4 protein-coding genes and 2 pseudogenes are annotated in these 4901 nt (G+C 66.8%); 2 read left to right on the top strand and 4 right to left on the bottom strand.

Going from position 1 to position 4901, the window contains the following annotated elements:
* Positions 1-76: 76 nt before the first annotated feature.
* The gene (locus VF497_RS00705) at positions 77-1291 is read right to left on the bottom strand and encodes a beta-ketoacyl-[acyl-carrier-protein] synthase family protein (RefSeq protein WP_330885255.1); all 1215 of its coding nucleotides are present in this window, start codon (positions 1289-1291) and stop codon (positions 77-79) included.
* A gap of 164 nt (positions 1292-1455) precedes the next feature.
* Between VF497_RS00705 and hemF the strand changes: the two genes are divergently transcribed.
* Positions 1456-2355 carry an oxygen-dependent coproporphyrinogen oxidase gene (gene hemF / locus VF497_RS00700; RefSeq protein ID WP_330885253.1) on the top strand — a complete coding sequence of 300 codons (900 nt, stop codon included), beginning with the start codon at positions 1456-1458 and terminating at the stop codon, positions 2353-2355.
* Positions 2356-2369: 14 nt separating this feature from the next.
* Here hemF and VF497_RS00695 read toward each other — a convergent pair whose 3' ends face one another.
* Positions 2370-3773 carry a coniferyl aldehyde dehydrogenase gene (locus VF497_RS00695; protein ID WP_330885251.1) on the bottom strand — a complete coding sequence of 468 codons (1404 nt, stop codon included), beginning with the start codon at positions 3771-3773 and terminating at the stop codon, positions 2370-2372.
* Between the two features lie 145 nt (positions 3774-3918).
* On the opposite strand from VF497_RS00695, the gene VF497_RS00690 reads away from it, so the two are divergent.
* A complete protein-coding gene (locus VF497_RS00690; protein WP_330885249.1) occupies positions 3919-4452 on the top strand; it encodes a gamma carbonic anhydrase family protein in 534 nt (177 codons plus the stop codon).
* On the opposite strand, the pseudogene VF497_RS00685 reads toward VF497_RS00690, so the two are convergent.
* Positions 4439-4701 (bottom strand): annotated as a pseudogene (locus VF497_RS00685) (YkgJ family cysteine cluster protein). The gene VF497_RS00690 and the pseudogene VF497_RS00685 overlap by 14 nt on opposite strands.
* A 2-nt stretch (positions 4702-4703) precedes the next feature.
* Positions 4704-4901: pseudogene (locus VF497_RS00680) on the bottom strand (shikimate dehydrogenase); the annotation flags it as partial.

The following is a 4901-nucleotide window of genomic DNA, read 5'->3' as shown; positions in this document are numbered from 1 at the left end:
TCGCGCGCTGCCGTCCAGTCGGCCATGCCCGGCGCGCAGACGCCGACGCCTTCGATCGCGAGTTCCAGCGCCGCGCTCATGCAGCGTCTCCGCGTGCAAACGCAAGGCAGCAGTTGTTGCCGCCGAAACCGAACGAGTTAGAAAGCGCGATGCGCAAGTCGGCTTCGCTGTTGTCGATGCGGATCTGCGGACCGCAGGCCGGATCGAGCTCGCGCGCGTTCAGCGTGCCGGGCGCGAAGCCGCGCTCGAGCGCGATCAGCGTGATCGCGGCCTCAAGGATGCCTGCCGCGCCGAGCGTATGGCCGCTCCAGCCCTTGGTCGAGCTCGCGCACGTCGCCGCCGGGAAGCGGCGCGCGATCAGCGCTGCCTCGACCTCGTCGTTCTGCCTGCTCGCCGTGCCATGCAGGTTGATGTAGTCGACTTGGCTTTCACGGATGCCGGCGCGCGCTAGCGCGTCGTCGAGCGCGCGCTCGGCGCCGAGTCCTTGCGGATGAGGTGCGGACATGTGGTGCGCGTCGCTGGATTCGCCGTAGCCGATCAGCAGCGGTGTGCCTTTTTCCACTTTTCCACTTTGCGGCATGCGTTCGAGGATGGCGAAGCCGGCCGCCTCGCCGAGCGAGAGGCCGCGTCGGTTCAGGTCGAATGGCCGGCATTCCTCGTTCGAGACGAGTTCGAGCGAGTTGAAGCCGAACAGCACGCTGTCGCACAGCGTGTCGACGCCGCCGACGATGGCCGCATCGACGAGGCCCAGGCGCAACAGGCGCTCGGCGCTGGCGAACACCTTCGCGCTCGACGAGCAGGCCGTCGCGATGGTCAGGTTCGGTCCGGCGAGGTCGAGCGCATGCGCCACGAACAGGCCGAGCGCGTGCGACTGGTGCACCTGCGGTCGATTTTGCGCGGTGCTGAAACGTCCCTGCGCGTCGAGATCGCGATAGGCGCGCTCGGTCTCGCCGATGCTCGAGGTCGACGTGCCGAGCACAAGGGCGACACGCGTGGGGCCGTGGCGTTCGCGCAGCGCATGTACACGTTCGAGAAAGCCGTCTTGATCGAGGCCGAGCCAAGCAAGGCGGTGGTTGCGCGAGTCGAATCGCGCGAGCGTGTCGGGCAGGGCAAGCTGCTCCAGCCCGGAGACGCGGCCGATCCGGCAGTCGAGCGGCTGGGTCGAGAACGAATTCGCGGTCAATCCACCGGCGCGCGTTTCGAGCGCGCGCGCAATCGCCCCCAAGCCGCGTCCGGCGGCGCAGGTGGCGGTGAAGGCGGTGATGGCAAGCGGCGCAATGCGGGCTGGCAAGCGGAGGCGTCGAAGCGAAATACAATGGCGAAGTATAGGTTTGCGCAGCAATGTGCCGCAATGTCACGACGGTCGTCACGCTCGATGATGCGCACCGATACGCGCGGGCTGCGCGCGCGGCGCAGTATCATTCACGCTCCTTTCGTAGCGAAAACCGCATTCCCGTGGATTCCCTTGCCGCCGTCGAAACCTATCTGCGCGATCTGCAGGATCGCATCTGTACCGCGCTCGAACGCGTCGACGGCGGAGCCCGGTTCGTGGAAGATGCCTGGACTCGCAGCGAGGGCGGTGGCGGACGCTCGCGCGTGCTCAAGAACGGCGCCGTGTTCGAGCAGGGCGGCGTCAATTTCTCGCGCGTGGAAGGCAATACCTTGCCGCCGTCGGCGACCGCGCACCGGCCCGAACTGGCAGGACGGGCATGGTCGGCGCTCGGCGTCTCGCTCGTGCTGCACCCGCAGAACCCGTACGTGCCGACCACGCACATGAACGTGCGTTACTTCGAGGCGCGCGCGCAAGGCGCCGAGCCGGTGTGGTGGTTCGGCGGCGGTTTCGACCTGACCCCCTACTATCCGTTCGACGAGGATGTCATCCACTGGCATCGCGTCGCGCGCGACCTCTGCGCGCCGTTCGGCGCGAACGTCTACGCGCGCTACAAGAAATGGTGCGACGACTATTTTTTCCTCAAGCACCGCAACGAGACGCGCGGCATCGGCGGTCTGTTTTTCGACGATCTGAACGAGGGCGGTTTCGAGCGCTGTTTCGATTTCACGCGCGCGGTCGGCAACGGTTTCCTCGACGCCTACCTGCCGATCGTGGAAAAAAGAAAAAGTACACTTTTCGGCGAGCGCGAGCGCGAGTTCCAGCTCTACCGGCGCGGCCGCTACGTCGAGTTCAACCTGGTCTACGACCGCGGCACCTTGTTCGGCCTGCAATCGGGCGGGCGCACCGAGTCGATCCTGATGTCGCTGCCGCCGCGCGTGCGCTTCGAATACGCCTATGCACCCGAGCCGCATTCGGCCGAGGCACGGCTGGGCGAATATCTCGTGCCGCGCGACTGGGTTTAAGGACAGGTTCTGGGTCAGCGCGAAAGAAACTTCAGCACGAAATTTGCGAGCTTGCCGTACGGCGGGCGCAACACCTTCATGCTGCTGAAGCGCGCCTGGTAGAGCACCGGCTTCTGCTTGCTGAAGGTGAGAAAGCCTTCATGGCCGTGGTAGTGGCCCATGCCCGACGGGCCGACGCCGCCGAACGGCAGCTTCGACTGCGCGATGTGCAGCACCGTGTCGTTGACGGTGACGCCACCGGCGACGGTGCGCTCAAGCACGCGCTCGGTGCGTGCACGATCATGATCGAAGTGGTAGAGCGCGAGGGGGCGCGGGCGCGCGTTGACGAAGTCGATTGCGGCATCGACCGAATCGACCGTGACGATCGGCAGGATCGGGCCGAAGATTTCGTCCTGCATCAGGGCGAGATTCGCGGGCGGATCGATCACCAGCGTCGGCGCGAGGATGCGATTGGCGGCATCGCCTTGGGCGAGCTCGACCACGTTCGCGCCGGCTGCGCGCGCCTCGGCCAGATAACCGGCGAGGCGTTGGTACTGGCCGTCGTTGACGATGCTCGTGTAGGCGGAGTTCGTTGCGAGGTCCGGATAGCGCTGCGCGACGACGCGCTGCATCTCGGCGACGAACGGGGCGACAGTTTCCTTTTGCATCAATACGTAGTCGGGTGCGATGCAGGTCTGGCCGGCGTTGAGCAGCTTGCCCGCGGCGATGCGATCGACCGCGGTCGCGATCGAATAGCCGGGCGCGAGGATCGCCGGCGACTTGCCGCCGAGTTCGAGCGTCACCGGCGTCAGGTTCTGCGCGGCGGCGAGCATGACCTTGCGTCCGACCGCGGTCGAGCCGGTGAAGAAAAGATGATCGAACGGCAGCGCGGCGAACGCGGCGGCGACATCGGCGCCGCCGAGCACGGTGGCGACACGATCGACCGGGAACACTTCTTCGAGCAGAGCCTTCAATTCCTCCGACGTGCGCGGCGTGTGCTCGGACGGCTTCAGCATCACGTGGTTGCCCGCCGCGATCGCGGCCGACAGCGGCAGCAGCGCGAGGTTGACCGGATAGTTCCACGGCGAGATCACGCCGACCACGCCGAGCGGCTGGTAGCGCACCTCGGTACGCGCGGGCCAGAACAGCCAGTCGGCGAGATCGCGCTTGCTGCGCATCCAGCCATGCAGGTGCGCGCGGATATGGTCGATGTCGGCGAGCACGGTGAATGCGTCGCCGAGAATGCAGTCCGCGCGCGCGCGGCGGCCGAAGTCGGCGTTCATCGCCGCGATCAAAACTTCCTGGCGTGCCTTGAACGCGCTGCGCAGGCGCTTCAGGTCGTCCATGCGCTGCTGATACGTCGGCACGTTCGCGCGTTGCGCGGCGCGCAGGCGTGCGAGCGTGGCGGCGAGGTCGGTCGTGGTGACGGGCATGTCCATGGTCGATCCTGCGATTCGGTAGCGTATGGTCTCAGTGTAGCGCCGTCTGCGCGTGACGGCATGGGGCCGACGCCACGCAAGCGGGGGCAAAGCGGCCACGGTGCTACGATGCGCGCCGCCACCTCATCGAGCGAGATCGAATCCCATGCATCTGCGCCCCTACCGCGGCCGCCTGCCGCGCCTCGGCGAAAACGTCTACGTCGATCCGGCCGCCGTGGTCGTCGGCGATGTCGAACTCGGTGATGACGTGTCGATCTGGCCGTTCGTCGCGGCCCGCGGCGACGTGCACTACATCCGCATCGGTGCGCGCACCAACATCCAGGACAACTGCGTGCTGCACGTCACCCACGACGGTCCGTACACGCCGGGCGGCGCGCCGCTGGTCATCGGCGACGACGTCACCGTCGGCCACGGCGCGATCCTGCACGCCTGCACGATCGAGAACGCATGCCTGATCGGCATGCACGCGACCGTGCTCGACAAGGTGATCGTACGCAAGCACGCGATGATCGGCGCTGGCGCGGTCGTGTCGCCCGGCAAGGTCGTCGGCGAAGGCGAACTTTGGCTTGGCAATCCCGCGCGTTGCATGCGCACGCTGACCGACAAGCAGATCGAGCAGCTCTACTATTCAGCCAAGCACTATGTGCGCTTGAAGAACGAATACCTCACGGCATCGTAGGCGCGCTGGCCGCTTCCCACACGGCAATCGTGCGCATGGCTTCGGCGGCGCTACTGCCGCACATCGCTGGCTCCGGCTTGAGATTACGGCATACGGCGGGCCGTTCCGGCTGCCGAAGATCAGGCAGCGGTTGAGGCCATCGAGTTGAATGCAGCGCACTCCGGCCGGTTTGCCATTCGGCATCCCCGGGATCGGTGAGGATATCGACGGCGCGATGCAGCAGGCGCCGCAGCCGACGCGACATTCCATCGTCAATCCGTCGCCAGCAGCGGCAATTCGCTGCGCAGCAGGTCGTGCACCGAGTCGGTGTCGGGCCGCGTGCCGTGCCAGATCGCGAACGATTCGGCGGCCTGTTCGACGAGCATGCCGAGGCCGTCTAGCGCCTTGCCCGCGCCCGCGGTGCGCGCCCAGGCGACGTAGCCGAACGCGGCCGCGCCGTAGGACAAGTC

Source organism: Rudaea sp., assembly GCF_036383415.1.
GTDB lineage: Bacteria > Pseudomonadota > Gammaproteobacteria > Xanthomonadales > Rhodanobacteraceae > Rudaea.
This window is presented reverse-complemented; position numbering and strand designations above follow the sequence as displayed.

Bases quoted from the DNA above. Each gene is read 5' to 3' on its own strand.
- VF497_RS00695 (WP_330885251.1), bottom strand. From the start codon at position 3,773: ATGGACATGCCCGTCACCACGACCGACCTCGCCGCCACGCTCGCACGC.
- VF497_RS00690 (WP_330885249.1), top strand. From the start codon at position 3,919: ATGCATCTGCGCCCCTACCGCGGCCGCCTGCCGCGCCTCGGCGAAAAC.